Source organism: Georgenia sp. EYE_87, assembly GCF_023148685.1.
GTDB lineage: Bacteria > Actinomycetota > Actinomycetes > Actinomycetales > Actinomycetaceae > Georgenia.
The window spans coordinates 31925-57443 of the sequence record NZ_JAHXNL010000011.1 but is presented as its reverse complement, the minus strand read 5'-3'; the positions used below and the strand labels follow the sequence as shown (position 1 = coordinate 57443).

Sequence of the window (25519 nt, the reverse complement as noted above, 5' to 3'; positions counted from 1 at the left end):
CTGAGGTGGGGGACAGGGTGGCGCCCTGGCGGCGCCGACCCTGACACGATACCCAAGGGGGTATGAGGCGCAACGTGAGGTCCCGCACGGCGGACCTGCGGCTCCCGGCGGTTCAGGGGACCAGCAGCACCTTGCCGAACACAGCGCCGGAGTCGAGCAGCTCGTGCGCCCGGGCCGCCTCCGCGAGCGGCAGCCGCTCGGCGACCACGGGGCGCAGGCGCCCGTCCTCGAGCAGGGGCCAGGCTCGCTCGCGCACGTCGGCGACGATCGCCGCCTTCTCCTCCAGCGGTCGGGCGCGCAGCGTGGTGGCGTGGACGCTGGCCCGCTTCGTCATCAGCCGGCCGAGATCGATCTCGCCCTTGCGGCCCTTCTGGGTGCCGATGACCACGAGGCGGCCGCCGGTGGCGAGGCTACGCACGTTCTGGTCCAGCCCGCCGGCGCCCAGCACGTCGAGGATCACGTCGACGCCGCGGCCGTCCGTCGCCGCCGCCACGGCGGCGGCGACGTCCTGCGCGCGGTGGTCGATGGCGACGTCGGCGCCCAGCTCGCGGCACCTGGCCGCCCGCTCCGGCCCCCCGGCCGTCGTCAGCACCCGCGCCCCGACGGAGGCGGCGAGCTGGATCGCCGCCGAGCCCACCCCGCCGGAGCCGCCGTGGACCAGCACCGTCTCGCCCGCCCGCAGCCCCCCGGTGCCGACAAGGTTCGACCAGGCGGTGCACACGGCCTCCGGGAGCGCGGCGGCGTCGATGAGATCCAGCCCGGCCGGGGCGGGGAGCAGCTGGCCGGCGGGCACCGCGACCAGCTCGGCGTAGCCGCCGCCGGCGAGAAGGGCGCACACCTCGTCTCCCTCGGCCCAGCCGGTGACGCCGTCGCCGACGGCGACGACAGTGCCGGAGACCTCCAGGCCGAGGATCTCGCTGGCCCCCGGCGGGGGCGGGTAGTGGCCGGCGCGCTGGAGGAGGTCGGCCCGGTTCACGCCCGCGGCGGCCACCCGCACGAGCACCTCGGCGGGGCCGGGCCGCGGGTCGGGGACGTCGGTGAGCAGCAAGTCGGAGTCGTCGGTGATGGTGATGGCGCGCATGGGCCCATCGTGCCCGAGGTGGCCTTGCCGGCCGAGCCGCGCCCGTGGGCGGGAGGACGTGCCGCGCCGCCGTCCCGGCCGCGTCTGTGCGGCCACGGCGCGGGACCGGAGGTTCCGCTCACCTACACTGGTGCGCGCCTCGGCCGACCACCTCGGCCCGCCGCCCTGACAGAAGGGCTTGTACCGCATCCCGGTACGGAGTCTTCTGGCAACGCTGGGCCGGGCGGTCGACGCCGGGGCAGGGAGGGCTGACAGAGCGGCCGAATGTGACGGTCTTGAAAACCGTTGTGCGGTAACCCCGCACCAAGGGTTCGAATCCCTTGCCCTCCGCCAGCGGCCGCGACCCGGCAGCCGATCGAGGAAGCCCGGCCGCTGGGCAGCCGGTGCGGTGAGCACCTCGACGACGTCGTCGGGGTGTCCCACGCGTGGAGCTTCGCCACGCAGCGGAGCGGCTAACGTTTCCGCCGGGCGGAGGAGGAGCACGGTGGACGAGCGACAGTTCTGGCGGATCGTCAGCGCGAGCCGGTGGGCGTCCGTGGGGAGCGTGGAGCGGCAGGCCGCCGTGCTCGAGACGATCCTTGACCACTGCCGGTGGAGGGCGTGCTCGGCTTCCACACCCAGTTCGTCGCGGCCAACCACCGGCTCTACACCTGGGACCTGTGGGGCGCGGCCTTCGTGATCTTCGGCGGCTGCGGTGACGACACCTTTACCGACCTGCGCTCGTGGCTCGTCTCCCGCGGGTCACGGGTGTGTCGTCAGGTGCTCGCCGAGCCGGACCTGTTGGCACGCCTCGGGCCGAGGGACGTCGAGGAGGCCACCGACGCCGAGCTCCTCTCTTACGTCGCCGCGGATGTCTACGAGCGGCGCACAGGGCGTGACGCGCAGCAGGACGTCGGCGGCGACCTCGTGATCGAGGATCCCGACGGCGCACCTCGCGGCGAGCCGTTCGACGAGAGCAACGTCGCCGCGCTCGCTGCGAGATACCCCCGTCTGGCGCGGCGTCGCATGCCCTAGCGACCGCCCGTCCGGCAGTTTTGGCCCGTGAGCCGGTCGTTGGGTAACCTGTCCGGTGACCGGGAGACGTCGCATAGTCTGGTCTAGTGCGCATCCCTGCTAAGGATGTGACGGGGTAACCCGTCCGTGGGTTCAAATCCCACCGTCTCCGCTCGTGTGATGTCGCAGGGCATCGCGGACAGCCCGAACCCCTCGGTCCGAGGGGTTCGGGCTTTTCCGTACGCACGCCCACGACCTGTGCCAGCGCCCCCGACGTCGAGACTGCGGCGCCGCTCCCGGCGGGGCCGGCGCGCGCTCACATGAGCTCGGTGCCCAGGCTCAGGATGTTGCCGTCGGGGTCGTTGAACCAGACGGCCCTGCTGTCGCCGAACTTCGCGACGTCGCCGTCCCACTCGAGGCCTTCCATCTCGAAGGTCTGGAACTGCACACCCTTGTCGCGGAGCTTCTGGACCTCGGTGTCGAAGTCGCCGTCGGGTGCCTCGAAGGCCATGGCAGTGGCCTTGTTGGTGCCGGCGTAGGCCGACTCGTAGACGAGGAACTGCCCAGACCCGGCGGTGTAGACGATGCCGCCGGTCTCCTCCCTCCCGGGGGCGAAGCCGAGCGTGCCCTCGTAGAAGGACCGCGCGGCGGCGACGTCCTTGACGGCGAGGGTGGGGATCGGGCTGTAGGTGGAGAGCATGGCGGCCTCCCGTGCGGGTCGGGCGACCATCGACCGACCGGCGACTCGACGCTAGATCTGGTCTCGTGGCCGGTCAAGGGCTCCGGAGCCGAACGGCACGGCGTTCACCCTCGCGCTGGGCCGGGATCATCCTGGCGTCCCTCAGCTGGTCCTGGCGGTCGGCGCCGGGTGGCGACCGTGACGCGCCCTGCGCGGGCGGTGTGCCCCCCTGTCAGGGCGGCCACCGGTGACGCGGCTCACCGTCTTCGCGTTTGGAGCGCCGGGCCGGTCGCGATAGAGTCTTCTTCGGCCCACAAGGCCACGCGCCCGTAGCTCAATGGATAGAGCATCTGACTACGGATCAGAAGGTTGGGGGTTCGAGTCCCTTCGGGCGCACAGTGTGAGTCGGCATCACGGATCGGCCCGGACCTTCTGCTGAAGGTTCGGGCTTCGTCTTTTCCTGGGGCCGGTAGGCGCCCACTGCCACCGGGGTACGGGTACCTGCTTACGACGGCGACGTCGATGCCGCGAACGACAGGACGCTGGAATCGCTCAGACCGACCGGCATCTTCGTCGGCGTGCTCGCCTCGGGATGGCAGTTCTCGCGGTCTCGTCGTCCGCTACCAGCTCGGGGCAGCCCCGCCGGAGGAGCCCATCACCGGTCGTTCCGGCCATCTGCCGCTCCTCGAGGCGCTGTGATCAGGTGGTAGCGACGTCGTCCTGAGAGCAACTGCCTCCCGGACGCACCGAGGCCCTGACCCGCGGAGCTCGCAGGTCACTCGGTGCGTGCCTAGGCGGTGACCTGCAGCTCCGTCAGCGCGTCGGTGAGCAGCGCCACGAGGGCGTCAAGCTGCACGTCGGTCGAGGAGGAGATCTCCTCGTCCGACCCGTCGAGCGCCCGGGCGGCGAGCCCCGCCTTGCTGTCGATCAGCTCCGCGATCCGGGCGTCGAGGGTCTGCGCGGCGATGATCCGCCACGCGGTGACGGGCTCCGCCTGACCGATGCGGTGGATGCGGTCGATCGCCTGGGTCTGCTCCGCGTCGGTCCACGACAGCTCCGCGAGGACCATGTTGGAGGCGACCTGCAGGTTGAGCCCGACACCGGCGGCGGTCAGCGAGCAGACCGCGACGGCGACCTCGGGATCGTTGGTGAAGGCGTCGATGGCCTTCTGACGCGCCGCCGAGGACTGGTCCCCACGGATCGACACGAACCGGATGCCGCGCCCGGCGAAGACCTCCTCGGCCGCGTCCATCACGTCGACGTGCTTGGCGAAGAAGACCACCTTGCCGACGCTGCGCACGAGCTGTGCGGCGTAGTCCGCGGCGGGACCGGCCTTGGCCTGACCGATGCGCCGCATCATGCTGAAGACGTTCTCCTCCGACTTCTTCGTGGTCTTGGCGGCGAGCTCGCGTCTGGCGACCTGCCGCGCCAGGTCCAGGTCGATGCCCGCGGGAACGTCCGGGCCGCGCGCCTCGAGCGCCCTCTCGTAGTACGACACGAGGCGGCGGGCGAGCGCCTGCTCGGACGCACGGATCGAGCTGGCGGCGGCGTCGTCGAGCTCGACCGGCAGGTCGGCGACGCGGCGGGCCGGGATGTCCGCTGCCACGTCGATCTTGCGGCGTCGGACGATCCCCCGCTCGACGACGCTGGTGCGGGCCGCCGGGTAGAAGGCGTGGTCGGCAGGAGTCAGGCCGATCTCCTCGAGCGCCTCCATGAGCTCGCCGAGCGGCCTCTTGTCGTCGATCCACCCGAGGAACTGCCAGATGGCGCGGAAGTCCTCGATGTCGTTGATCAGGGGCGTGCCGGTGAGGGCCATCAGCAGCGGGTCGCCCGTGCGGAACCGGATCCGCTCGGCGATCTGCAGCACGTGCTGGGAGCGCTGCGACTTCTTGTTCTTGATGTAGTGCGCCTCGTCGACCACCATGCCGCGGAACCCGAGCTCGCCGATCCAGCCCACGTGCCGGTCGAGCACCTCGTAGTTGACGATGACGATGTCGGCGAAGGCGTCCACGGTCTCGCCGTCGCCGTGGATCACTGTCGGGCGGCGGTGGGGCGTCCACAGCCCGGCCTCGCGCGCCCAGTTCGTCTTGACGACGTTGGGCACCACGACGAGCAGGGGATAGGCGTTCGCGGCCTGCGCGGCGAGGAGCGCCTGGGCAGTCTTGCCCAGCCCGGGTTCGTCGGCGAGCAGGAAGGTCCGGTGGCCCTCGGCCGCGGCAGCGACCACCCGTGCCTGGTGGGGCATCAGCTCGAGGCCGCCCGGTGCCCGTACCGACGCCGGCTCGGGCAGGTCCATGCAGGACGACTCCCCGCCCAGCTCGAACGACCGGAACAGCGGCCCCAGCAGCTCCCAGCCGGCCAGACGGCGCGGCCGAGCCTGCCGCTTCGCGACGGACGAGAAGTCGGGTGCGAGGAAGGGGTTGGCCAGCTGTCGCGAGACGACCGACTGCGGCACCACCTGGCGCGGGGAGGGCGCGGACGCCGCGGCGGGCTCGGGCGGCTCGACCTCTTCGGGACCCACCTCGACACCGGCCTCGTGCAGCAGCTCGCGCCTGAGCGATCTGGCGGCGTCGGAGATGACCGCGTCGTCGTCCAGCAGCGCCAGCAGGGTGGTGTCGCGGGCCGCGGTCTTGGCGAGGATGACGGCGATGCCGTCGAGGCGCTTGAGCTGCTCGCCGCGCCGGGCCTCGCCGATGCTCTGGTCCGCCTTCAGCCGGGCGCGTTCCTCGCGCACCAGCAGCGCGACCACCTGGAACCTGGTGCGCACCGAGGGCACCACGCGGCCGCGCTGCACGGCCGCCTCGACCTCACGCACCACCTGGGCCAGCACGGGCATGATGCCGTCGTTGTCGCGGGGGCGCGTGCGGGCTCGCCGCTGGTCGCGCGGTGCGGAACGGCGTGCGCCGGGCTGGCGCTGGGCTCCTCGAGCCACGGGATCCTCCTCTGGCGCTCCCGGCCGGTCACCATGGCGGTGACGATCCGCACACGGCCCCGGGCCCGGGACGATGGACTCGAACGGGCGGCCTGAGCTGCCCGTCCGGGAGGTGAGCCGGCCTCACGGATCTACGGAGAGATCGACGCGTCGGACTCGAAACGGTCCGCTCACCCTGAAGCTCCGGCCCACCGTGCGAGGGCCGGTCACCGTGGTCGGAGCACGTCGTCGTCGCGAGCGGGCCCGGCTGGTAGCGGTGAGGTCCCCATGCTACCGCCTGCCACGAGGAAGGGGCCCCGCGGGACCGACCGCACAACGACGGTTCGGTCCCGGCGGGGCCCCTGCACCCGGGCGGCCGCGGACTGCCTCAGGGCATCAGCTTCTCCATGTCGACCGGCTCGTTGAGCAGGCCGTACTCGAGCGACAGGTCGGCCAGCGACTGCATGGCCTCCTCGTCCATCTCCGCGCCGAAGTCCTCGATGAGCACCTTCTGCGCGAGGGCCTCGTCCATCTCGAGGAACGTGGTCAGGGTCTCGCGGACCCGGTCGGGGTTCTCCTGCGCGAACGCAGTGATCTCGTCGACGGCGGCTACGAACTCCTCCACCATCTCCGGGTCCTGCTCGGCCAGCGTGCCGGCGGTGATGACCGACATGGTGGGGACGCCGGGCATGGTCTCCTGGTAGTTGTAGGAGACGAGCTGGTTGCCGCCGTCCTTCAGGATCGTCTGGAACGGCTCGGGCACCCAGGCGGCGTCGATGTTCCCGGCCGACAGCGCCGCTGGCATGTCCGGGAAGCCGAGCTCGACGAACTCCACGGCGTTCGGGTCCCCGCCGTCCTCGCTGACGATCTCCTTGATCGACACCTCGCCCATGGTGCGCAGGGTGTTGACCGCGACGGTCTTGCCCTCCAGGTCCTTCGGCGAGGAGATGCCCGAGTCCGCCGGCGCCCACACCGAGGTGATGTCGTCGCCCTCCTTGAGGGAGTGCGAGTAGCCGGTGATCAGCCGGACGTCGAGGCCCTCGCCCTGGGCGAGCATGATGCTCAGCGGGTTGCTGATCGCGAACTGCATCTGCCCGGAGACGACGGCGGGCAGGAGGGCCGCGCCGCCCTGGCCGGTCTCGAGGGTCACGTCGAAACCGTGCTCCTCGAAGATGCCCTCGTCGATACCGAGCTGCAGCGCAGCGCTGGGCACGATGGGGAGCACGCCCATCGTGATCGGCGTCAGCTCGCCGCCGCCACCGGTGGCGCCGCCCGTGGCCGGGGCGCCGCCGTCGTCGGACGTGCCCGAGCAGGCGGACAGGGCGAGGAGCGCCGCTGCCGTGAGGGTGACACACATCCTTGTGCGCATTGCTGGTCCCTTCGTGATGTCCCGCGTGCGGGATCGGGGGAGCCGGGCTCAGCCGGCGGGGGTCGTCGCGCCGGCCGGCGGCCGGACGATCCGTTGGAGAAGCTCGCGAAGCGTGTCGCGCTCCGCGGCGTGAAGGCCTTCGAGGACCTCGTCGAGCGAGCCGTCCACCTGCTGGCGTGCCCGCCGGTAGAGCGTGCGGCCGGCGGCCGTCACCACGACCGTACGCTGGCGCCGGTCCTGGGGGTTGGGCCGTCGCTCCACCAGACCGCGCCGCTCGAGGGAGTCGACGAGGGCGACGATCTGGCTGGGGTCGAGCCGCAGCTCGTCCGCGAGCTCACGCTGGCTGATCCCCCCGCGCAGCTCGAGGACGTCCAGCACGGAGTACGTCCGGTGGTTCAGGTCCATCGGCCGCAGCCCCGTGTTGGCGGCCAGGACGCCGCGCGCGCTCGCGAGCGAGAGCAGCAGGCCGATGTTGTCCCTCGGCTGCTCGCCGACCGGCTCCTGAGGATCGCTCACCTCGCAGACACTAGGAACAACCGTTGTGATTGTCAATGATCGATGATCTCCACGGAATTCCGGCTGGTCGCGTCGGCCGCCGGGTGCGTGGCCGGCCATGGCCGGACGCCGGGGCCGCGCCTTAAGGTCGGACGAGCGAGCAGGACGGTGTGGACCGGGAGCGGAGGCCCTCATGGTGCGCAGGCTCTTCCCCGACGACGGCGGGTCCTGCCGGGGCAGGAGTGCCGGCGGGAGCCCTGACCGGTGAGCGGCGCCCTCGTCGCGGGGGTCGACTCCTCGACGCAGTCGTGCAAGGTCGTCGTGCGCGACGCCGGGACCGGGGCGCTGCGCCGCTTCGGCCAGGCCCCCCACCCGGAGGGGACCGAGGTCGACCCCGAGGCCTGGTGGGACGCCCTCCAGGCCGCCGTCGCCGCGGCGGGCGGGCTGGACGACGTCGCCGCGGTCTCGGTCGCCGGCCAGCAGCACGGCATGGTCGTCCTCGACGCCGACGGCGAGGTGATCCGCCCCGCCCTGCTCTGGAACGACACCCGCAGCGCCCGCGCGGCCGAGGACCTGATCGCGGAGCTCGAGCCGCGCGACGCCCACCGACCCGGACCCACCGCGGTGGACCGGGGCGGGCGGCCCGGTCCGGCTCCGGGCCGGGCCGCCGGCACCGGGCGCGCCCCGGACCGCACGGTGGACCACGCGGCCGGTCGGGCCGCCTGGGCCGTGGCCACCGGCTCGGTGCCGGTGGCGTCGTTCACCGTCACGAAGCTGCGGTGGCTCGCCGACCACGAGCCCGAGAACGCCGCCCGGGTGGCGGCCGTCGCGCTGCCGCACGACTGGCTCACCTGGCGGCTCGCGGGCGCGCCGGGCCTCGACGGCCTCGTCACGGACCGGTCCGAGGCCTCGGGCACCGGATACTTCGACACGGCCCGCGGGACCTATCGCCGCGACCTGCTCGCCCTGGCGCTGCGCCGCGACGACGCTGCGGGGATCGTCCTGCCCCGGGTGCTGGGCCCGCAGCGCGCCGCCGGCACCGGCGCCCCCGACCTGGGTGAGTTCGTGCTCGGGCCCGGTGCCGGCGACAACGCGGCGGCCGCGCTGGCGCTCGGTATGGGACCGGGCGACGTCGCGATCTCCATCGGGACCTCCGGCGTCGTCTCCGCCGTCTCCCCGCACCCGGTGGCCGACGACTCCGGGCTGGTCGCCGGCTTCGCCGACGCCACCGGCGCGTTCCTGCCCGTGGCGGTCACGCTCAACGCGTCCCGGGTCCTCGACGCCGTCGGTCGGCTCCTCGGCGTCGACCACGACGGGCTGTCCGCCCTCGCGCTCGCCGCCGCACCGGGGGCCGGCGGGCTGACCCTGGTGCCGTACCTCGAGGGCGAGCGCACCCCCGACCTGCCGGACGCCACGGGCTCGCTCCTCGGCCTCACCCTCGCCTCGGCGACGCGGGAGAACCTCGCCCGCGCGGCCGTCGAGGCGGTGCTGTGCGGGCTGGCCGACGGGCTCGCGGCGCTGGAGGACGTCGGGGCGCCGGCGGAGCGGATCCGGCTCGTCGGCGGAGGTGCGCGGTCCGAGGCGGTCCGCCGCATCGCCCCGACCGTCCTCGGGCGACCCGTGCAGGTGCCGGAGGTGGGCGAGTACGTCGCCGACGGCGCGGCGCGCCAGGCGGCCTGGGTGCTCGCCGGCAGGCGGGTGCCGCCGTCGTGGACGACGGCGGCACCCGCGCGCACCTACGTCGGTGAGCCGGCGCGGCACGTGCGGGAGCGCTACGCCGAGGTGCGGCACCTCCACGTCCCGGCGTAGCGACCTCCGCCGTCAGGCGCCGGCGGGCCCGTGCGGACGACGCGGCCGGACGGCCTTCCAGATCACGTAGCCACCGGCGGCGATGAGCGCCACCGGCCAGACGAGGTTGGCCAGCTCCAGCGCCCCGGTCGCCTCGAGCGCGGTCAGCACGCCGAGCAGCGCGAACCCGGCCGCCGGGATCAGCGGCCACCGCATCCGGGTGCCCGGCAGGACCGCCAGCAGCGCGAACGTCACGGCCATCCCGAGGAAGAGAACGGCCCCGGCGGTCGCGGCGCTCACGGTCGCCTCGAGCGCGATCATCACGGCGAGCGTGACGAGCACCCCGCCGGGGATGACCGCCCACCAGTTCGCGCGCCGGCGTGCGTAGACGGCCCAGAATCCCAGGCCGCCGAGGCCCAGCAGGAGCGCGGCGCCCCGGTCGTCGTTCGCGACCAGGGCCTCCCACACCGTCACCGCGGCGGCCCCGAGGAGCCAGCCGGCGGGGATGGCCGCCCACCACTTCTCGTGCTGGGTGAGGAAGACGTAGAGGAACGCGCCCGCACCGGCGGTGAGAGCCACGGTCCAGAAGATCCACTCGCCGGGCAGCACCGCGAGGTAGTCCAGCAGGAGCATGACCCCCGCCAGCAGGAGCAGGACGCCCCACACCACGCTCGACGGCACGCGGCGCCGGTCCGTCCCGTACGTCGGTCCGACATCGTGCAGCCCCATCGCCACCACTTCCTCTCCTCAGGGCCCGGAGCTCGGGCCCGGTACGCGAGGGTGCTCTCATCGTCGGGCGCCCCGGGCACGTTCGGAAGGGCACAACGTCCCGCCCCGCCGGGCCGGGGGAGAGGTCCAGGGACGGAAGACCCACGCACCGGGCCTTTGGCCCCTGGTAGCGGGCGGGGCGGCGTGGGCACCATGGAGGCCGGGACGACGACGTCCCGTTCGGAGATGGAGACGTCATGGATGTCGTTGTGGTGTACGAGACGCACTACGGCCAGACCCGCGAGATCGCCTCGGCGATCGCCGACGGCGCACGCGAGGCCGGCGCGGACGTGACCGTCGTCGGGGTCGAGGACGCGACGGCGCAGCAGGTCGACGGCGCCGACCTCCTGGTGGTCGGCGGGCCGACCCACATGCTGGGCATGAGCCGGCCCTGGTCGCGCGGCAAGGCGCACCCCCAGGAGATCGGCACGGGCGGCGAGATCGACGACGGCGTGCGCGAGTGGCTCGAGGACCTGCCCGCGGCGGGCGGGGGCCAGCGGGCGGCCGCGTTCGACACGCGCCTGCCCTCCGCCCTGGCGGGCGGCGCCGCCCACGGGGTGGCACGGGCCCTGCGCCGGCACGGCTTCGAGCTGGTCGCCGACCCCGAGGGGTTCGTCGTCGAGGAGGCGGAGGGGCCCCTCCGTGCGGGCGAGGAGGACCGCGCCCGCGCCTGGGGTGCCGCCCTGACGGGGAAGGTCACCGCGGCGGTCCGGTGAACGGCGCCCGCCGGGAACGGGGAGGTCTCCAGGTGGCGGACCCCGACATCGCGCTGACGGCGGGGCTGAGGACCGCCGCCCAGCACGCCACGCGCAACGTCCCGGTCGCCGTCGCCTCGGACGCCGCCGGACAGGTGCTGGACGGGATGCGCGGGCGCGCCTTCGACAGCGCCGCCGTCCTCGCCGTCCTCGACGGCGACCGGCTCCGCGGCCTCGTCACCCTGGAGCGGCTGCTCGCCGCGCCGCCCACCACGCCGGTCGGCGCGATCATGGACGACGCGCCGCCCGTCGTCGCGCCGTCGACCGCCCAGGAGCGGGCGGCCTGGCTCGCCGTCCAGCACGCGGAGCCGACCCTCGCCGTCGTGGACGACGCCGGCCGCTTCGCCGGGCTGGTGGCGGCACCGACGCTCCTCGGGGTCCTCCTCGAGGAGCACGACGAGGACATGGCCCGGCTCGGCGGGTTCCTCGGGTCGGCGGCCACGGCGCGCAGCTCCACGATCGAGCCGGTGCTCCGGCGGCTCTCCCACCGCCTGCCCTGGCTGCTGCTCGGGCTGGCGGGGGCGCTGCTGGCCGCGGTCATCGTCGGGAGCTTCGAGGAGCAGCTCGCCCAGGAGGTGCTGATCGCGTACTTCGTCCCGGGCGTGGTCTACATGGCCGACGCGGTCGGTACCCAGACCGAGGCGCTGGTGATCCGGGGCCTGTCGCTCGGCATCGGGGTGCGGCGCATCGCCGTGCGCGAGGTCATCACCGGGGTGCTTCTCGGCGCGCTCCTGGGCGGGCTGGCGCTGCCGCTGGTGTGGGGGTTGTGGGGGCGGGCCGACGTCGCGGTGGCCGTCGCGCTCGCCCTGCTGGCCGCCTCGTCGATCGCCTCGCTCATCGCGCTCGCGCTGCCGTGGCTGTTCCACCGGTTCGGCAGGGACCCCGCGTTCGGGTCCGGGCCGCTGGCCACGGTGATCCAGGACGTCCTGACCGTCGCCATCTACCTGCTGGTGGCGACCGCCGTCGTCCTGTGAGGGCAGAGCCTCGCGGCTGCCCAAAGGTCCCTGGCGGAAGTGCGGCCCCCGGGTGGACGGTGGTCGCAGGCCGATCGAGAGGTGGCGTCATGACGACGGCAGGCCCCAACCCTCCACCGCCCCAGCACCCTGGGACCCCGTGGCCCGGCAGCGCCGGTCCGCCGCCGGCCGCCCGCTACGGGCCCGAGGCCTACCAGGGCCGGCCGGCCCGCCCGTCCGCCTGGAGCGGCGCGCGCATCGCCGCCGTCCTTGTCGGCATCCTGCTGGCCCTCTTCGGGCTGGGGGCGTTCGGCACCGGCCTCGCGCTGGGGTTCTTCCACGTCGTCGCGCGCGACGACGGCTACGTCACCAGCCCCGGCGAGCACGTCACGAGCGAGGGGTACGCCGTCCTGCTCGGCGACGCCGAGGTGAACACGGTCGGCATGCCGGTCGACTGGCCGCAGCGCATCGTCGGCGACGTCCGCGTGCGTGCCGAGTCGCTCGACGGCGGCGAGATCTTCGTCGGCATCGCCCCGGCGTTCGAGGCGCACCGCTACCTCGACGGCGTGCACCACCATGAGGTCGGGGACTCGCCCCGGTGGAGCGTCGAGCACGACGGCGGTGAGCCGGCCGGCCCCCCGGAGGGCGAGGACTTCTGGCGCGAGGAGGCCGCCGGGCCCGGCGTCCAGACCCTCGAGGTCGACGAACTGACCACCGGGCGGTGGGCGCTCGTGGTCATGTCTCCCGACGCCGAGCCGGGCATCGACGCCCGCGTCGACGTCGGCGCCACGCTCCCGTGGCTGCCCTGGGCGACGGTCGCGGCGCTGGTGATCGGGCTCCTGGCCCTGGCCGGGGCCGTGGCGCTGATCGTCTCCGCCGCGCGCGGAGCGCGCGGCGGGCCACCGGGCGCCGCCCCGCACGGTCCGGTCCCGTACGGCGCACCCGCCGCCCCGCCCGGAGGCCCCGCGAGGCCCAACCTCTGAGCCGGGTTTGTGTGCACAATCCCTCTGCCCCCCGGCCCGGGGCGGCCGGTCTCCCTGCTTTTGTATACAAACTCAGTCGGCCCGGGCTACGGTGAGGGCGTGCGCGCGAGCGAGCGGGTCTACGAGTCCCTCCGGGAGGACATCGTCTCGTGGCGCCTCCTGCCGGGCGCGGTCCTGTCCGAGGTCGAGCAGGCCGACCGGCTCGGCGTCTCCCGCACCCCCCTGCGCGAGGCCCTCGGCCGGCTGGCCGCCGACGGGCTCGCCGTGGTCGGGAAGGGGCGCACCCTCGTCGTCTCGGACCTGCGCGCGGCCGACGTCGAGCACCTCTTCGAGCTGCGCGAGGCCCTCGAGACGCAGGCCGCCCGGCTGGCCGCCCGCCGGCGCAGCGCCGCCCCGTTCGCCGCGCTGCGCGACCGCTTCGCCGAGGCGCCCGCGCTGCTGAGCACCGAGGACCCGGACCGGCGCGCCTACTACGCGCTCGTCACCGAGCTCGACGCCGCGATCGACGAGGCCGCCGCCAGCCCGTACCTGCTGCGCGCGCTCGCCTCGCTGCGCACCCACGTGGCCCGCGCGCGCCGGCTCTCCCGCGACAACCCCGACCGTCTCGTGCGCGCCGCCCACGAGCACCTGCTCATCGTCGAGGCGATCGCCGACGGCAACGAGACCCTCGCCGCCCAGGCCACCGCCGTCCACCTGCGCGCGAGCCTGACCACGATCCTCACGAGCCTGGCCGACGGCGGCCGGGCGACGGACCCGTCCCTTCCCACCCTCACCCTTGGAGCAGCCCGGTGAACACCCACCACCTTCGCGTCCACCCCAGCGCCGACAACCTCCCCCGCGAGGAGCAGCTCGCCTGGAAGCTGGCCGAGCTCGCCACCGACCCGGTCGAGGTCACCGACGCCGTGACCGAGATGGTGGTCAACCGGGTCATCGACAACGCGGCGGTGGCCACCGCTTCGCTGGTGCGCACGCCCCCGGCGGCGGCCCGCGCCCAGGCGCTGGCCCACCCCTACAGCCCCGGCTCGACCGTCTTCGGCGCCCCGCTCGACACCCGGGTCAGCCCCGAGTGGGCGGCGTGGGCCAACGGCGTGGCCGTGCGCGAGCTGGACTACCACGACACCTTCCTCGCCGCGGAGTACTCCCACCCCGGCGACAACATCCCGCCGATCCTCGCCGTCGCCCAGCACCTGGCCGAGCGGCGCGGCCTGACCGGGCGCGAGCTGGTGCGCGGCATCGTCACCGGCTACGAGATCCAGGTGGATCTCGTCCGGGCGATCAGCCTGCACCAGCACAAGATCGACCACGTGGCCCATCTGGGCCCCTCGGCCGCCGCGGGTATCGGCACGCTGCTCGGGCTCGACACCGAGGTGGTGTTCCACGCGATCGGGCAGGCCCTGCACACCACCACCGCCACCCGGCAGTCCCGCAAGGGGCAGATCTCCACCTGGAAGGCCTACGCCCCGGCGTTCGCCGGGAAGGTGGCGATCGAGGCCGTGGACCGGGCCATGCGGGGCCAGACGTCCCCGACGCCGATCTACGAGGGCGAGGACGGCGTCGTCGCCTGGCTGCTCGACGGCCCCGACGCCGCCTACGACGTGGTCCTGCCGGGGCCCGGCGAACCGCGCACCGCGATCCTGGACACCTACACCAAGGAGCACTCCGCGGAGTACCAGGCCCAGGCGCTCATCGACCTGGCCCGCCGGATCGGCACCCACTACCCCTTCCTGCGCGACGCCGAGAACGTCGAGTCGATCGTGCTGCACACCTCGCACCACACCCACTTCGTGATCGGCTCGGGCGCGAACGACCCGCAGAAGTACGACCCGACCGCCTCCCGGGAGACCCTGGACCACTCGATCCCGTACATCCTGGCCGTCGCCCTGCAGGACGGGGCCTGGCACCACGTCCGCTCCTACGCCCCCGAGCGGGCCGCCCGCCCGGACACCGTGGCCCTGTGGCGCAAGATCACGACGGCGGAGGACCCGGAGTGGACCCGGCGCTACCACGCGACGGACCCGGACGAGAAGGCCTTCGGCGGCCGGCTGGAGATCACCCTGGCCGACGGCGGACGGATCGTGGAGGAGATCGCCGTGGCCGACGCCCACCCGCTGGGCGCCCGTCCCTTCGGCCGCGAGCAGTACGTGGCCAAGTTCCGCACCCTCGCCGACGGCGTCCTGGAGCCTGCGGAGGTCGAGCGGTTCCTCGACGTCGCCCAGCGCCTGCCCGAGCTCGGCGCCGCCGAGCTCGCCGAGCTGACCGTGGTGGCCCCGGAGGGCTACCTCGACACCGTGACCGTTCCCGGGGGGATCTTCTGATGCTGTACTCCGCCACCACCGCCGCCGACAAGCGGGCCCGTCTCCGCGAGCGGCTCGCCTCCGGCGACACGCTGCTCTTCCCCGGCGCCTTCAACCCCCTCTCGGCGAGGCTGATCCAGGACAAGGGGTTCGACGGGGTCTACATCTCCGGCGCGGTGCTCTCCGCCGACCTGGGCCTGCCCGACATCGGGCTGACGACCCTGACCGAGGTGGCGGGCCGGTCCCAGCAGATCGCCCGGATGACCGACCTGCCGGCCCTGGTGGACGCGGACACCGGCTTCGGCGAGCCGATGAACGTCGCCCGCACCGTCCAGGCGCTCGAGGACGCCGGGGTGGCCGGCCTGCACATCGAGGACCAGGTCAACCCCAAGCGGTGCGGCCACCTGGACGGCAAGCAGGTGGTCGACACCGGCACCGCCGTCAAGCGGATCCGGGCCGCCGCCGACGCCCGCCGCGACCCGAACCTGCTGATCATGGCCCGCACGGACGTCCGCGGGGTCGACGGCTTCGACGCCGCCGCCGACCGGGCCCGGGCGCTCGTGGACGCCGGGGCGGACGCGATCTTCCCGGAGGCGATGCGCGACCTCGCCGAGTTCGAGGCCATCGCCTCCGCCGTCGACGTGCCCGTCCTGGCGAACATGACCGAGTTCGGCAAGTCCGAGCTGTTCACCACCGAGCAGCTGGCCGACGCCGGCGTCGCGATCGTGATCTTCCCGGTCTCGCTCCTGCGCCTGGCGATGGGCGCCGCCGAGCGCGGCCTGGAGACCATCCGGCGCGAGGGGTCCCTGACCTCCGAGCTGGGCAACATGCAGCACCGCGCCCGGCTCTACGAGCTCCTCGACTACGAGGCGTACAACCACTTCGACACCGGCATCTTCAACTTCACCGTCCGCACCGACTGACCAGTTCTGCCGCCACTGCCCGCGAAGGAGCGAGACATGAGCCAGACCCAGACCGAGCCCGAGATCCGCAAGGGGCTGGTCGGCGTCGTCGCCGACACGACCGCCGTCTCCAAGGTCAACCCCGACACCAACTCCCTGCTCTACCGCGGCTACCCCGTCCAGGAGCTCGCCGCGCGGTGCACCTTCGAGGAGGTCGCGTACCTGCTCTGGCACGGGGAGCTACCCACCCCCGAGCAGCTCGCTGGGCTGGAGGAGGCCGGCCGCACCCAGCGGGCCCTGGCCCCCGAGGTGCGCGCCGCGATCGACCTCGTGCCCACCACCGCGCACCCGATGGACGTGCTCCGCACGGCCGTGTCGGTCGTCGGGGCCACCGACCCGACGGCCGAGGATGCCTCCCCGGAGGCCAACTTCGCCAAGTCCGTCCGGCTGCTCGCCCAGATCCCCGCCGTCGTCGCCTACGACCAGCGGCGCCGCCGCGGGCAGGAGCTCGTCGAGCCCCGCGAGGACCTGGGGTACACCGAGAACTTCCTGCACATGACGTTCGGGGAGGTGCCCGCGGACGTCGTCGTCGACGCCTTCCGGGTCTCCCTGATCCTCTACGCGGAGCACTCCTTCAACGCCTCCACCTTCACCGCCCGGGTGATCACCTCGACGCTGTCGGACCTGTACTCCGCCGTCGTCGGGGCGATCGGCGCGCTCAAGGGCCCGCTCCACGGCGGGGCGAACGAGGCCGTCATGCACGTGCTCGAGGAGATCGGCACCGCCGAGAACGCCGAGGCCTGGCTGGATCGTGCGCTCGCCGAGAAGCGCAAGATCATGGGCTTCGGGCACCGCGTGTACAAGCACGGCGACTCGCGCGTCCCCACCATGAAGGCCGCGCTGGACACCCTCGTCGCGCACTACGACCGCCCCGACCTCGCCGCGCTGTACGACACCCTCGAGAAGGCGATGGTCGAGCGGAAGAACATCCAGCCGAACCTCGACTACCCCTCCGGCCCCGCCTACCACCTCATGGGCTTCGACACGGCGACCTTCACCCCGCTCTTCGTCGCCGCCCGCATCACCGGCTGGACCGCGCACATCATGGAGCAGCTGGCGTCCAACGCCCTGATCCGCCCGCTCAGCGCCTACCACGGGCCGGACGAGCGCCACCTCTGACCCGGCGGCGGCCCCCGGCCCGTCCCGCGCACGCGGACGGCCGGCGGGCCGCCCGTCAGCCGCACCCCGCGCGGCAGGGCAGAGTGACCCCATGCACTACATCGGCATCGACCTCGCCTGGGGCGAGGTCCGCCCCACCGGCCTCGCCGTCCTGGACGACGGCGGACGCCTGGTCCACCTCTCGGCGCACGACACCGACGAGTCGATCGTCGCCGCCCTCGCGGACCTCCGGGAGACGCCCGTCCTCGTGGCCGTCGACGCCCCGCTGGTGGTCGTCAACCCCACCGGCAACCGGCCCTGCGAGGCGGCGCTCAACCGGGACTTCGCGCGCTTCGACGCCGGGGCGCACCCTGCCAACACCGGCAAGCCCGAGTTCGCGGAGACGCCCCGGGGGGCGCGGCTGGCCAAGGCGCTGGGCCTCGACATCAACCCCGCCTCCCGCCGCCCCCGCCGGGCCATCGAGGTCTACCCCCACCCGGCGACCATCGCCCTCTTCCGCCTGGGCCGGGTGCTCAAGTACAAGCAGCGCCCGGGCCGGACCGTGCCCCAGCTCCGCGCGGCGATGCTCGAGCTGATCGCGCACCTCGAGGGTCTCGCGGACGCCGAGACCCCGATGGTGGTGAGCGGTCACGAGGGCTGGCGCCAGCTGGTGGCGCAGGTGCGGGGCGCCGCCCGCAAGAGCGAGCTGCGCCGCGCCGAGGACCAGATCGACGCCGTCGTGTGCGCGTACATCGCCCGGTTCGTCGTCGCCCACCCGGAGCGCACCACCACCTACGGCGACCTCGCCACGGGCTACATCGTCACGCCGACCCTCCCCGAGGGGCACGCGCCCGCACCGCGGGCCTCGAAGCCCGTCGCGGCTGCACCCCCGGGAGTACCGGCGGCCGCGGAACCCGCCGCCGGACCCGCGGCCCCCGCACCCGCCGTCGGACCCGCGGCCGCTGAACGCCTGGCGGATCCCGCCGTCGCCGACCCCGCCGTCGCCGACCCCGTCCGCGACGCCGTGCAGGCCTACGCCGCGCAGTACCCGAGCCTCGAGCGGGCCACCGAGAAGTACGTCGCGCTCATCACCTCGCTGCTGGACGAGGCGGGCATCAACTACCTCACGGTCACGGGGCGCGCGAAGTCCGTCGCGTCCTTCGCCGGGAAGGCCGCTCGCACGGCCGACGGCCGGCCCGTCTACACCGACCCGCTGCGCCAGGTCACCGACCAGGTCGGCGTGCGGGTGATCACCTACCTGGTCAGTGACGTCCAGGCCGTCGTGGACCTGCTCGCGGACCAGCTCACCGTCCTGCTCCACCGTGACATGGGGCTGGAGACGGCCCAGGAGGGACGGTTCGGCTACTCCAGCCAGCACGTCCTCGTCCAGCTCGACGACGCCCGCTCGCACGACCCCGAGTACGCCAGCCTCGCGGGGCGCCCGGCGTCGGTCCAGGTGCGCACGGTGCTGCAGCACGCCTGGGCCGAGTTCGAGCACGACATCCGCTACAAGGGCACCGTGCCCGAGGAGTACGCACCCGACCTCGACCGGCGCTTCACGCTCGCCGCCGGCCTGCTGGACCTCGCGGACCGGGAGTTCTCCGCGATCCGGGACCGCCTTCAGGAGAGCATGACCGGCCACCAGCTCCGCGGGGACGCCGGCGACCCGCGCATCAGCGCGCAGGATCTCGCCGCCTTCCTCGCCGGCCGGTTCCCCGGGGCGGGCTGGTCGAGGACCGACCACTACGCCTGGGTGTCGGGTCTGCTGCTCGAGCTGGGCATCGCGTCCCTGCAGGAGCTCGGTGAGGTGCTGGGCGACGTGGACAGCGCGGCGATCAGCCGACGGATGGGCTACCGGTACCCGCCCGGCGCGGTCCGTCGCCTCGACGACGCGCTGCTGGAGGTGTTCGGTGACCGGTACGTGGCGCTGCACGGCAACGCCCGGCGCGCCGAGGCGCTCCGGGCGAGGCTGGAGAAGCTGCGCGGCTGAGCGTCAGAGGCGCTCGATGCGGGGGCTGTCGATGGCGACGCGGCGCCGGTCCCCGTTGCCGAAGTCGACGATCACCGACGTCGCGCCGTCGAGCGCGATCACGCGGCCCAGACCGTGCCGGTCGTGGCACAGCTGCGCACCGACCGGGATCGGCTCGGCGTCGGGCACGATGCGTGAGGCGTTGAAGGGGCTGTTGGGTAGGTGAGGACGCGATCCGGCACGGGAGGAAGAGGCCATGTACCCATCATGCGCCCCGGTGACCGAGATGTGAACACCGGGTGAAGCGGCCCGGCGGGGCGCGGGCCTCCTCGTCGGCCCTCCCGCCGGCCTCCCGGTGTCCTCTCCGCCGCCCCCGGGCCGGCCCCGCGCCGGCCGCCGTCGTCCCTCCACGTCCATCCCTGGTCGCGGAGGGACGACGGCGGGCGGGTCAGGAGGCGGGCAGGAACTCCCACTCCTCGCGCAGGTCGACGCCGGCGTCCTTGATCAGGTTCAGCACCGGGCACCGGCGCAACACCTGGGCGCGCAGCTCGTCCAGCGCCTCCGCCGGGGCGTCGGAGGTGAGGGTGAGCGTGAGGGTGAGCTGCTGGAAGTGCGGCGAGACGTCGGCGGTCCCGAGGAACCCGCGCAGGTCGATCGAACCGGTGGCGTGGGTGGACAGGGCGCCGACGGTGATGCCGAGCTCCTTCGCCACCGTCTCGACGACGACGCTCACGCACCCGTTCAGGGAGCCGAGGAGGTACTCGATCGGGTTGGCGGACTCGTCGGTGCCGCCCAGGGACTCGGGCTCGGCGACGGTGAAGCCGAAGTGGCGTGCGGCGACGTCGGTGGAGTAGCTGCCGCGCCAGGAGCCGGTCGCCGTGAAGTCGGCGAGGCGCGGCGTCGGGTCGGTGGTGATGGTGGTCGTGGTGGTCATGGTCGGTTCCGTTCCAGGAGGTGGGGGGGCGCGAGGTCCGCGCCGGGGCCGGGGTCCCGCGCGCCGGGGTCGCCTCAGCGACGCGGCGCGCGGCCGAGCATTCGGCGCTCTGCGACCGGGCGGACGGTTCGCTCGCTCATCGGTCCGCTCCTCTCCTGGTCGTCCCGAACGTGGTGCGCGGGACGCTATCGGCGTCGGCCGGGGCACCGGAAGGGGCGGACGGTACGGCGAGACGGTGCCCGCCGCGGGTCCCACCGGTCAGAACGATCGGGCGAGCTGCTTGCGGCGCGGCGGCGGTGGCGGTATGCGGCAGCGAGTCGGCCTCCCGCCCGCACGGGTGACGCGCGCGACCGTCCGCGGCACACTCGCCCCATGGGTACCGTGCGACTCGCGCGGGTCTACGACCCGCCCGGCGACGACGACGGCTTCCGGGTCCTCGTGGACCGCGTGTGGCCGCGGGGGATCCGCAAGGCGGACGCGCGTGTCGACCTCTGGCTCAAGGAGGTGGGTCCCTCCACCGAGCTGCGCCGCTGGTTCGGGCACGACCCGGAGCGCTTCGAGGAGTTCGCCCGCCGCTACCGCGCCGAGCTGGCTGCCAACCCGGCTGTCGAGGAGCTGCGCGCGGTGGTGGGCGAGCACCCGCGGGTGACCCTGCTCTACGGGGCGCGGGACACCGAGCACAACCAGGCGGTCGTGCTGGCGGACCACCTGCGCTGACGCCCGGGCGCCCCGGCAGGTGTCAGTGGAGCCCCGCGTCAGTGGTGCAGGCAGCAGGGGTGCGTGTCAGCTGGTGCCTCGGCGGCAGGGCCACGGCGCACCGGCTCAGGGAATCTCTTCCCCCCGCTCCGGCGGGTGCGGCGTCCCGGGGCCGCCGAGCCGGTCCAGGAGGTCCTCGCGGCCGCGCACCTCCGGCCCCGCGTACAGCGAGTCGAGGACGTCACGGTTGGGCTCGGAGTGGTCCATCATCGCGACCTCGGGGTGGTGCAGGTCGAACGCCGGACGCTCGGACCGGATCCGCGGCAGCACGGTGAAGTTGTGCCGCGGGACGGGGCAGGCGGTGGCCCACTCGAGGGAGTTGCCGAAGCCCCACGGGTCGTCGACGAACACCGTGCGCGGGCCGCGCTGGGTGATGTAGACGTTCCAGAGGAACGGCAGCGTGGACAGCGCGATGAGGAAGGCGCCCACGGTGGAGAGCTGGTTGTATAGCTGGAAGCCGTCCTCCGGCATGTACTCCGCGTACCGGCGCGGCATCCCCTGGACCCCGAGCCAGTGCTGGACGAGGAACGTGGTGTGGAACCCGATGAACAGCATCCAGAAGCTGATCTTGCCCAGCGGCTCGTCCAGCATCCGCCCGGTCCACTTCGGCCACCAGAAGTGGAAGCCCGCGTACATGGCGAAGACCACGGTGCCGAAGACGACGTAGTGGAAGTGGGCGACGACGAAGTAGGTGTCGTGGACCTGGAAGTCCATCGCCGGGCTCGACAGGACGACGCCCGTCAGACCGCCGAAGAGGAAGGTCACGAGGAAGCCGAGGGTGAAGAGCATCCCGGCGTCGAACGTGATCTGCCCGCGCCACATCGTGCCGATCCAGTTGAAGAACTTCACGCCGGTGGGCACCGCGATCAGCATCGTCATCAGCGAGAAGAACGGCAGCATCACGCCACCGGTGGTGAACATGTGGTGCGCCCAGACGGTCATCGACAGCGCGGCGATGGCGATGGTGGCGAAGACCAGACCCTTGTACCCGAAGATCGGCTTGCGGGAGAAGACGGGGATGATCTCGGAGATGATGCCGAAGAACGGCAGGGCGATGACGTACACCTCGGGGTGGCCGAAGAACCAGAACAGGTGCTGCCACAGCAGCGCTCCGCCGAAGTCGGGGTTGTAGATCTGCCCGCCGAGGATCCGGTCGATCGCCAGGCCGAACAGCGCGGACGCGAGCACCGGGAACGCCATCAGCACCAGGATCGAGGTGATGAGGGTGTTCCAGGTGAAGATCGGCATCCGGAACATCGTCATGCCGGGGGCGCGCAGCGTGATGATCGTGGCGATGAAGTTGACGGCGCCGAAGATGGTCGCGAAACCGGTCATTGCGAGGCCGAGGACCCACAGGTCCCCGCCGAGACCCGGCGAGAACATGGCGTTCGACAGCGGCGTGTAGGCCGTCCAGCCGAAGCTCGCCGCCCCCTTGGGCGTGAGGAAGCCGGAGACCACCATCAGCCCGCCGAACAGGTAGAGCCAGTACGACACCATGTTCAGCCGCGGGAACGCCACGTCCGGCGCCCCGATCTGGATCGGCACCATGACGTTCGCGAACCCCGTGAACAGCGAGGTGGCGAACAGGAACATCATGATCGTGCCGTGCATGGTGAAGAGCTGGTTGTACTGCTCGTTGGACTGCACGACGTCCAGCGCGGGCGTGAACAGCTCGGTGCGGACGAGCATCGCGAGCACGCCGCCGACCAGGAAGAACACGAACGACGACGTCAGGTACATGTACCCGATGACCTTGTGGTCGGTGGAGGTGATCCACGTGACGAGGGTCTTGCCCCAGTTCTGCCGGTCCGGGCGCAGCCCGGGCAGGGGGGCGGGGCGCGTGGTGCGTGACGGCGTCGTCAGGGCCATGGTGCCCTCCAGAAGGAGCCGGAAACCCGTTCCGCCCAGGGTGCCCCTGATCGACGGCGTGTGCAACGGTTCACAGCTCCGGACTCGCCCGGTCCGGACGGTCCGAGCCTCCGGCGCCACCGGCGCTCAGGCCGGGTAGATCGCGACCTCCGCCGCCTTGACGGTGAACAGGACGCGGGAACCGGGAGCGAGGTCGAGCGCCGCGACCGAGCCGGGGGTGATGTCCGCCGACAGCCGGTGCCCCCCGGGCGCGGCCCCGCGCACCCGGACTAGCTCGCCCTGCAGCTCGAGCGCGTCGAGCGTGACCGGCACGGTGTTGCGCGGGCTCCCGCCGGGCGGGGCGCGGTGGACCGAGACCGCGCGCGGGGAGAACGCGGCGGCGACGGCGGAGCCGGCCTCGCAGGCGGGGTCCGGAAGCCCGTGCAGCTCGAGCCCGCCGCCGGCCCGCACCACCGCCTCCCCGCCGGCCCCGGCGAGCGTCCCGCCGACGAGGTTGACCCCGGCGAGCCGGGCCGCGAACGCCGAGCGCGGCCGGCTCAGCACCTCCAGCGCCCGGCCACGCTCGACGACGCGGCCCGCCTCGAGGACGACGACGGAGTCGGCCACCGCGAGGACGTCCAGGAGGTCGTGGGTCACCAGGGCGGCGGCGCGACCGGCCTCGCGCAGCACGTGGCGCAGCACCTGGCGCAGCTCGGCGGCCGCCCCGACGTCCAGCGCCGAGAGCGGCTCGTCCAGCAGCACGACGTCGGGGTCCGGCGCCAGCGCCCGGGCGAGGGCCACCCGCTGCGCCTGCCCGCCCGAGAGCTCCGCGGGCCGGCGGTCGGCCAGGTGGCCGGCCCCGACCTGGTCCAGCAGCTCCCGGGCCCGCCGGGCCGCCTCCCGGCGCGGCGTCCCCGCGGCGCGTGGGCCGAAGGCCACGTTCCCCAGCGCGTCCAGGTGCGGGAAGAGCAGGGGCTCCTGGGCCAGCAGCGCCACGCGGCGGGCGTGCGGGGGCACCCAGCGGGCGCCGTCGGCCACCGCCCGGCCGCCGACGTGGACGGTGCCCGAGCCGGGCCGGAGAGTGCCCGCCGCCAGCCCGAGCAGGGTGGACTTGCCCGCACCGTTGGGGCCCAGCACCGCGACCACCTCGCCGGGCGGCATCGCCACGTCGAGCTCGACGCCCCGCTCGGGAACGGAGGCGCGCACGGCCAGGGCGGGCGGGGGAGCGGCCGTCGCCGGGTGGCCGCTCAACGCGGGCCGCCGCCGCGCCGCCTCGCGCCGCCCTGGGTGAGCAGGACCATCACGGCGGCGACGGCGAGGAGCACCACGGCCAGCGCGACCGCGGCGTCGGGGTCGGTCTCCCGCTGGAGGTAGATCTCCAGCGGCAGGGTGCGGGTCACGCCCTGCAGCGAGCCGGCGAAGGTCAGGGTGGCGCCGAACTCGCCCAGCGAGCGTGCGAAGGCCAGCGCGGTGCCGGTGCCGAGCGCCGGCAGGAGCAGGGGCAGCGTCACGCGCCGCAGCACGGTGCCCGGCCGGGCACCCAGCGTCGCGGCCACGGCCTCGTACCGGGTGCCCGCCGTCCGGGCGGCTCCCTCGAGCGAGAGCACGAGGAAGGGCAGGGAGACGAAGGTCTGCGCCAGCACGACCGCGGTGGTGGAGAACGCGACCGAGATCCCGGCCGCCTCGAGCCGGGCGCCGAGGAGTCCCGTGCGGCCGAGCGTCGTCAGCAGCGCCAGGCCCGAGACCACCGGCGGCAGCACCAGGGGGAGCAGCACCACGGTCCGCGCCGCCCGCAGCCCGGGCAGCGACGAGCGGGCGAGCACCAGGGCGAGCGGCACGCCGAGGAGCACGCACAGCACCGTCGCCGCCGCGGAGGTGCGCAGGCTGAGCCCGAGCGCCGCGAGCGACGCCTCGGAGGTCACGAGCTCCGGGAAGCGGGACCACGGGACCCGCAGGAGCAGCCCGAGCACCGGCACGACCACCACGAGCACCGCCGCCGCCGCGACCACGAGGACGGTGCGGGGCAGCTGCCCGGTCCGGGAGGTCGCCGTCGTCACGGCCGCCCGAACCCGGCGTCGACGAGGATCTCCCGGCCGGTCTCGCCGGTCAGCACCGCCAGCCACTCGCGCGCCGCCTCGGGCGCGTCGGTCCCGGCGACGACGGCGGCCGGGTACCGGTTGGTGACCTCCTCGGTCCCGGGGACGGGGACCAGCTCGACGGCGTCCCCGGCGCGGCGGGCGTCGGTGGCGTAGACGATGCCGGCGTCGGCCTGCCCGGAGGCGACCTTGCCGAGCACGTCGGTGACGCTGAGCTCCTCGCTCGCGGGGGCCAGGGCGGCGCCGGCGCGTTCCGCCAGCTCGGTGGCCGCGGTGCCGCAGGGCACCTGCGGCGCGCATACGACCAGAACGGCGTCCTCCAGCGTGCCGTCCAGCCCGGTGACCCGTGCCGGGTTGCCCGAAGTTACGACGAGGACGGGGTGGTTGACCGCCACGACCACCGGCTCCTCCACGGCGCCGGCCTCCACCGCGCGGGCCATGGTGGCCTCGTCCGCCGTCACCAGGACGTCGGCCGGGGCGCCGGAGGCGACCTGGGAGACGAGGTCGGAGGAGCCGGCCAGCGAGAGGTTCACGGTGAGGCCCGGGTGCTCGGCCTCGACCGCGTCGGACACCCGCTCGGCGACGTCCACCAGGGAGGCGGCCGCGAACACGGTGAGCTCCGTCCTCGCGCTCCCGTCCGAACCGCTGCCGCCCGCCGTGCCGGGCCCGGGTGTCGTCACCGGGCCGGCGGTGCAGGCGGCGAGGGCCGCCGTCGCCGCGGCGACGACGACGCCAGCCTGGGCGACCCCGCCGCCACTCCGGTGCCCACGCCTGGTCCCACGCTTGG

23 protein-coding genes and 3 tRNA genes are annotated in these 25519 nt (G+C 73.8%); 14 read left to right on the top strand and 12 right to left on the bottom strand.

Going from position 1 to position 25519, the window contains the following annotated elements:
- Positions 1-112: 112 nt before the first annotated feature.
- The gene (locus KZX45_RS15175) at positions 113-1081 is read right to left on the bottom strand and encodes an NAD(P)H-quinone oxidoreductase (protein WP_248258588.1); all 969 of its coding nucleotides are present in this window, start codon (positions 1079-1081) and stop codon (positions 113-115) included.
- Between the two features lie 242 nt (positions 1082-1323).
- Here KZX45_RS15175 and KZX45_RS15170 point away from each other — a divergent pair.
- The 3 genes from KZX45_RS15170 (at position 1324) to KZX45_RS15160 (ending at position 2246) form a co-directional block, all read left to right on the top strand.
- Positions 1324-1414: transfer RNA gene (locus KZX45_RS15170), tRNA-Ser, on the top strand.
- A 258-nt stretch (positions 1415-1672) separates the two neighbouring features.
- A complete protein-coding gene (locus KZX45_RS15165; protein WP_308221751.1) occupies positions 1673-2095 on the top strand; it encodes a DUF4240 domain-containing protein in 423 nt (140 codons plus the stop codon).
- Positions 2096-2157: 62 nt separating this feature from the next.
- Positions 2158-2246, top strand: a tRNA-Ser gene (locus KZX45_RS15160).
- A gap of 144 nt (positions 2247-2390) precedes the next feature.
- Here KZX45_RS15160 and KZX45_RS15155 read toward each other — a convergent pair.
- Complete coding sequence (locus tag KZX45_RS15155; RefSeq protein WP_248258586.1) at positions 2391-2774, bottom strand: VOC family protein; 384 nt, start codon at positions 2772-2774, stop codon at positions 2391-2393.
- Positions 2775-3076: 302 nt separating this feature from the next.
- On the opposite strand from KZX45_RS15155, the gene KZX45_RS15150 reads away from it, so the two are divergent.
- A tRNA-Arg gene (locus KZX45_RS15150) sits at positions 3077-3149 on the top strand.
- A gap of 394 nt (positions 3150-3543) precedes the next feature.
- Here the strand turns inward: KZX45_RS15150 and KZX45_RS15145 are convergent.
- The 3 genes from KZX45_RS15145 to KZX45_RS15135 form a co-directional block, all read right to left on the bottom strand.
- The gene (locus KZX45_RS15145; RefSeq protein WP_374112597.1) at positions 3544-5685 is read right to left on the bottom strand and encodes a DEAD/DEAH box helicase; all 2142 of its coding nucleotides are present in this window, start codon (positions 5683-5685) and stop codon (positions 3544-3546) included.
- Between the two features lie 367 nt (positions 5686-6052).
- Entirely contained in the window at positions 6053-7021 is a 969-nt protein-coding gene (locus tag KZX45_RS15140) for an ABC transporter substrate-binding protein (protein WP_248258585.1), read from the bottom strand.
- A gap of 60 nt (positions 7022-7081) precedes the next feature.
- Positions 7082-7549 (bottom strand): MarR family transcriptional regulator, encoded by a 468-nt coding sequence (locus KZX45_RS15135; RefSeq protein ID WP_248258584.1) that lies wholly within the window; start codon positions 7547-7549, stop codon positions 7082-7084.
- 243 nt (positions 7550-7792) lie between these two features.
- Between KZX45_RS15135 and KZX45_RS15130 the strand changes: the two genes are divergently transcribed.
- Positions 7793-9337: an FGGY family carbohydrate kinase gene (locus KZX45_RS15130; protein WP_248258583.1), complete on the top strand. Its 1545-nt coding sequence runs from the start codon at positions 7793-7795 to the stop codon at positions 9335-9337.
- Positions 9338-9349: 12 nt separating this feature from the next.
- On the opposite strand, the gene KZX45_RS15125 is transcribed toward KZX45_RS15130, so the two are convergent.
- Positions 9350-10045, bottom strand: a complete 696-nt coding sequence (locus tag KZX45_RS15125; RefSeq protein WP_248258582.1) for a hypothetical protein — start codon at positions 10043-10045, stop codon at positions 9350-9352.
- A gap of 236 nt (positions 10046-10281) precedes the next feature.
- Between KZX45_RS15125 and KZX45_RS15120 the strand changes: the two genes are divergently transcribed.
- The 8 genes from KZX45_RS15120 (at position 10282) to KZX45_RS15085 (ending at position 19119) form a co-directional block, all read left to right on the top strand.
- Positions 10282-10800: a flavodoxin domain-containing protein gene (locus tag KZX45_RS15120; protein WP_248258581.1), complete on the top strand. Its 519-nt coding sequence runs from the start codon at positions 10282-10284 to the stop codon at positions 10798-10800.
- A gap of 32 nt (positions 10801-10832) precedes the next feature.
- A complete protein-coding gene (locus KZX45_RS20385; RefSeq protein WP_248258580.1) occupies positions 10833-11813 on the top strand; it encodes a magnesium transporter in 981 nt (326 codons plus the stop codon).
- Between the two features lie 89 nt (positions 11814-11902).
- Positions 11903-12775, top strand: a complete 873-nt coding sequence (locus tag KZX45_RS15110; RefSeq protein WP_248258579.1) for a hypothetical protein — start codon at positions 11903-11905, stop codon at positions 12773-12775.
- A gap of 99 nt (positions 12776-12874) precedes the next feature.
- Entirely contained in the window at positions 12875-13567 is a 693-nt protein-coding gene (locus tag KZX45_RS15105; protein WP_248258578.1) for a GntR family transcriptional regulator, read from the top strand.
- A complete protein-coding gene (locus KZX45_RS15100) occupies positions 13564-15090 on the top strand; it encodes an MmgE/PrpD family protein (RefSeq protein ID WP_248258577.1) in 1527 nt (508 codons plus the stop codon). Before KZX45_RS15105 ends, KZX45_RS15100 begins: the two co-directional genes overlap by 4 nt.
- Complete coding sequence (gene prpB, locus KZX45_RS15095) at positions 15090-15992, top strand: methylisocitrate lyase (RefSeq protein ID WP_248258576.1); 903 nt, start codon at positions 15090-15092, stop codon at positions 15990-15992. The genes KZX45_RS15100 and prpB overlap by 1 nt, the downstream gene beginning before the upstream one ends.
- Positions 15993-16028: 36 nt before the next feature.
- On the top strand, positions 16029-17150 hold the full coding sequence (locus tag KZX45_RS15090; protein WP_248258575.1) for a bifunctional 2-methylcitrate synthase/citrate synthase: 1122 nt from the start codon (positions 16029-16031) through the stop codon (positions 17148-17150).
- A gap of 91 nt (positions 17151-17241) precedes the next feature.
- Complete coding sequence (locus tag KZX45_RS15085; protein WP_248258574.1) at positions 17242-19119, top strand: DUF429 domain-containing protein; 1878 nt, start codon at positions 17242-17244, stop codon at positions 19117-19119.
- Positions 19120-19122: 3 nt separating this feature from the next.
- On the opposite strand, the gene KZX45_RS15080 is transcribed toward KZX45_RS15085, so the two are convergent.
- On the bottom strand, positions 19123-19356 hold the full coding sequence (locus KZX45_RS15080; protein ID WP_248258573.1) for a hypothetical protein: 234 nt from the start codon (positions 19354-19356) through the stop codon (positions 19123-19125).
- Between the two features lie 190 nt (positions 19357-19546).
- Entirely contained in the window at positions 19547-20032 is a 486-nt protein-coding gene (locus KZX45_RS15075) for an OsmC family protein (RefSeq protein WP_248258572.1), read from the bottom strand.
- A 372-nt stretch (positions 20033-20404) separates the two neighbouring features.
- Here KZX45_RS15075 and KZX45_RS15070 point away from each other — a divergent pair, with 372 nt between their 5' ends.
- Positions 20405-20749: a DUF488 domain-containing protein gene (locus KZX45_RS15070; protein WP_248258571.1), complete on the top strand. Its 345-nt coding sequence runs from the start codon at positions 20405-20407 to the stop codon at positions 20747-20749.
- A 105-nt stretch (positions 20750-20854) separates the two neighbouring features.
- On the opposite strand, the gene ctaD is transcribed toward KZX45_RS15070, so the two are convergent.
- From ctaD to modA, 4 genes are all read right to left on the bottom strand, one after another.
- A complete protein-coding gene (gene ctaD, locus KZX45_RS15065; RefSeq protein WP_248258570.1) occupies positions 20855-22657 on the bottom strand; it encodes a cytochrome c oxidase subunit I in 1803 nt (600 codons plus the stop codon).
- Between the two features lie 126 nt (positions 22658-22783).
- Entirely contained in the window at positions 22784-23797 is a 1014-nt protein-coding gene (locus KZX45_RS15060) for a sulfate/molybdate ABC transporter ATP-binding protein (protein WP_248258645.1), read from the bottom strand.
- An 86-nt stretch (positions 23798-23883) separates the two neighbouring features.
- A complete protein-coding gene (locus KZX45_RS15055; protein WP_248258569.1) occupies positions 23884-24693 on the bottom strand; it encodes an ABC transporter permease in 810 nt (269 codons plus the stop codon).
- A complete protein-coding gene (gene modA / locus KZX45_RS15050) occupies positions 24690-25343 on the bottom strand; it encodes a molybdate ABC transporter substrate-binding protein (RefSeq protein ID WP_248258568.1) in 654 nt (217 codons plus the stop codon). Before modA ends, KZX45_RS15055 begins: the two co-directional genes overlap by 4 nt.
- Between the last annotated feature and the right edge of the window lie 176 nt (positions 25344-25519).

Excerpts from the sequence above, each read along its gene's own strand:
- KZX45_RS15140 (WP_248258585.1), bottom strand. The coding sequence starts at position 7,021 with ATGTGTGTCACCCTCACGGCAGCGGCGCTCCTCGCCCTGTCCGCCTGC.
- KZX45_RS15085 (WP_248258574.1), top strand. The coding sequence starts at position 17,242 with ATGCACTACATCGGCATCGACCTCGCCTGGGGCGAGGTCCGCCCCACC.
- KZX45_RS15080 (WP_248258573.1), bottom strand. The coding sequence starts at position 19,356 with ATGGCCTCTTCCTCCCGTGCCGGATCGCGTCCTCACCTACCCAACAGC.
- KZX45_RS15120 (WP_248258581.1), top strand. The coding sequence starts at position 10,282 with ATGGATGTCGTTGTGGTGTACGAGACGCACTACGGCCAGACCCGCGAG.
- ctaD (WP_248258570.1), bottom strand. The coding sequence starts at position 22,657 with ATGGCCCTGACGACGCCGTCACGCACCACGCGCCCCGCCCCCCTGCCC.
- KZX45_RS15110 (WP_248258579.1), top strand. The coding sequence starts at position 11,903 with ATGACGACGGCAGGCCCCAACCCTCCACCGCCCCAGCACCCTGGGACC.
- KZX45_RS15060 (WP_248258645.1), bottom strand. The coding sequence starts at position 23,797 with ATGCCGCCCGGCGAGGTGGTCGCGGTGCTGGGCCCCAACGGTGCGGGC.
- KZX45_RS15155 (WP_248258586.1), bottom strand. The coding sequence starts at position 2,774 with ATGCTCTCCACCTACAGCCCGATCCCCACCCTCGCCGTCAAGGACGTC.
- KZX45_RS15075 (WP_248258572.1), bottom strand. The coding sequence starts at position 20,032 with ATGACCACCACGACCACCATCACCACCGACCCGACGCCGCGCCTCGCC.
- KZX45_RS15125 (WP_248258582.1), bottom strand. The coding sequence starts at position 10,045 with ATGGGGCTGCACGATGTCGGACCGACGTACGGGACGGACCGGCGCCGC.
- prpB (WP_248258576.1), top strand. The coding sequence starts at position 15,090 with ATGCTGTACTCCGCCACCACCGCCGCCGACAAGCGGGCCCGTCTCCGC.
- KZX45_RS15090 (WP_248258575.1), top strand. The coding sequence starts at position 16,029 with ATGAGCCAGACCCAGACCGAGCCCGAGATCCGCAAGGGGCTGGTCGGC.
- KZX45_RS15070 (WP_248258571.1), top strand. The coding sequence starts at position 20,405 with ATGGGTACCGTGCGACTCGCGCGGGTCTACGACCCGCCCGGCGACGAC.
- KZX45_RS15175 (WP_248258588.1), bottom strand. The coding sequence starts at position 1,081 with ATGCGCGCCATCACCATCACCGACGACTCCGACTTGCTGCTCACCGAC.